Source organism: Gemmatimonadota bacterium, from assembly GCA_026706845.1.
Classification (GTDB): domain Bacteria; phylum Latescibacterota; class UBA2968; order UBA2968; family UBA2968; genus VXRD01.
The window spans coordinates 1-2535 of sequence record JAPOXY010000254.1; the positions used below are offsets into that span (position 1 = coordinate 1).

The window sequence follows — 2535 nt, forward strand, 5'->3', positions numbered from 1 at the left end:
CGAATCGCTTTGCGAGGTGTTCGTTGACCAAAACCTCGTTGGTCGGTCCGTTTGGGTCCAGATTCTTTCCTGAGACCAGGTCTATGCCGAGTGTTTTTAGAAAGTCGCCACGCACTTTGTAATGCCATATTATCGTTTCTGAATTGGTCAGCTTTTGCATGCCTGCCGACCACAATACCGGGATGTTATTCACAGCAGCCATTCCGACAACTCCTGGGAGTTGTTCTGCCTTTTGGCGAAATCGCTCGTAATATACTTCTGCTTCGTCTCCCGGGACTTTGGGCTGTATGACCATTAAGTGGCGCATGTCGAATCCCCTATCCATCGAAGCGAAGTGATCAGTTATCTGTACCATAATTGTGGAGGATGCCAGCAAAAATACAGCGACAGCAAATTGAACAATCAACAGAAATCGGCTCAGGCGTGCTCTCTGTCCCGGAAATGTCTCACTTTTGAGCGCGTTAACAGGCTGAAGCCGCGACAACAACCACGACGGGTAGAAGCCTGCCAGAATTGACAATAGTACGGGCAACACAAGAATGAAGAGGAATCCTGTGATATTCCCTTGAAACTGAGGATTATAGTGAGGAAAGGGAAAGAGGGACGCAAAATGGGGAAGCAATAATTCGTTTGCGCTTAGTGCCAGTCCCATTGCGATAAAACAGAGAATTAACGATTCGAGGATGGTCTGCCCAATAATATGACGACGTGTTGCACCGAGGGTTTTGCGTATGCCGACTTCGGTGCCACGCGTCATGAGTCGGCCAATGGTCACGATGCCAAAATTGATGGCTCCTACAATGAGTACGAGAAGCCCCACCAGAGATAGCAAGACCAGAAAATGTTGCGGCATGTACCTGACTTGAAGTCCGGACATCTCGAATTTGGGCAATGCAGACAGGGGTTGAAGATGGACCTGAAAGGGAGACGCTTCCTTTGTCCATTGTCCTTCGGCGCGATAGTTGTCAATCTGTTTGGCAAAATAAGTGTCTGAAAAGTAGGGCAGTCGGTTCTTTATGTGATCGGAGGTAATATTTTTTTTGAGGTGCAAGAAGAGCATGGCTTCAAATTCACCTCGCGGATCAGACGTTGCGCGCGGAATCAGGTGCTGATATGGGATGAGCATATCGAACTGCAAGCTCGAATGGTGCGAAAGCGTTTCGACGATACCGCTGATGGTAAAATGTTCGCGCACGTTGTTTCTCATCAGGGTCAATGAGGTCCCTACTATGTCGGCGATTGCTCTGTCACGCGATAGTTTTTCTGCGAGTGTTCGAGAGATGAGTATGTTTTGCGGGTGTGACAGGGTCTTGGGGTTTCCGTAAAGCACGGGGAATGAAAAGAGCGACAAAAATGCGGGATCGACATACGCTGCCTGATCTCTTCGGAAATGTTCGTCTCCGTAGAGATATGTAAGATAGCTTAACCGGTATCGACAAACCGTTGCCAATTCGCGCAACTCATCGGCGAGCAATGGCCCAGCATGGGCGCGAAAAGATGCGTGTTGCCGCTCCCACTCGTTCTGAGCCATTTCACTGGTGCGATAGATCCAGTAGATTCGGTCTGCGTTGTCGTGGAATTCATCTCGCGCGCGATAGCGGTCTTCGACAATGACAAATACCATCAACGCACACGTAATGCCCACTGTCAGACTCAACACACCCATCACACTGGCAATTCGGTCGCGTTTGAGTCGCCGCCATGCGATTTTGAGGTTTTTCATTTTGTACCTCCAGTAGCCCCAGTCTCACTCATCTCTCAAGGCGTCTGCCGGGTTTGCGCGTGCGGCTTTGAGGGTCTGGGTCGTGACGGTTGTGAGCACGATGAAGAACAAGACAAGGCTACCGAGTAAGAAGGTGCCAATACCTAACTCGGTGCGGTAGGCGAAGGTTTGTAACCATTGATTGGTCGCGTAATAGGCGATTGGAAATGCAATGAGGCTCGATAGGGTGATGTAGAGGATAAATTCTCGCGAGAGCAGGGATAGGATTTGCGTTTGGGATGCGCCCAGTACTTTGCGAATGCCGATTTCTTTGGTGCGTCTTGTTGTGGCGAGAGCCGCCAGTCCGAATGCGCCGAGTGCAGCGATGAAGATGGCGAATCCGGTGGCGTATTGGATCATGAGATTCCATCGTTCTTCTTTTCTGTATTGTTTGTCTAAGGCTTCGTTGATGAATGAGAAGTTGAATGCGTGGTTGGGTGCGACTTTTTCCCACTGTTCTTTGATGAATGCGATGGTGCCGGGTACATTTTCGGGGTGAATGCGGATCAATAAGCGTCCAGTGGATGTGCTGAGTGGCAGGACAGCGGGTCTGATTTTATGATGCAAAGATCGGAAGTGGAAATTTTGAACAACGCCGATGATGGTTCTTTCTTTTGATAAGCCGCCGTATGTGATTGTTTTGCCAATGGGATCCTCTATGCCGAATTTTTTGACCAGTGCTTCGTTTACAATGACAGCTTCCGTTTGATCGGTCGGAAATTCTCTGTTGTATTCTCGACCTGCAACGAGTTTCATGTCGAGTGTTTTGAACA

Annotated in this window: 2 protein-coding genes; both read right to left on the reverse strand. The window is 49.1% G+C overall.

The window, feature by feature from the left end:
• Nucleotides 1-1723, reverse strand: a 1723-nt coding sequence (locus tag OXG87_22495; GenBank protein MCY3872324.1) for an ABC transporter permease, incomplete at its 3' end; no start/stop codon positions are given.
• 24 nt (nt 1724-1747) lie between these two features.
• A partial coding sequence (locus OXG87_22500; protein MCY3872325.1) for an FtsX-like permease family protein occupies nt 1748-2535 on the reverse strand: 788 nt, incomplete at its 5' end.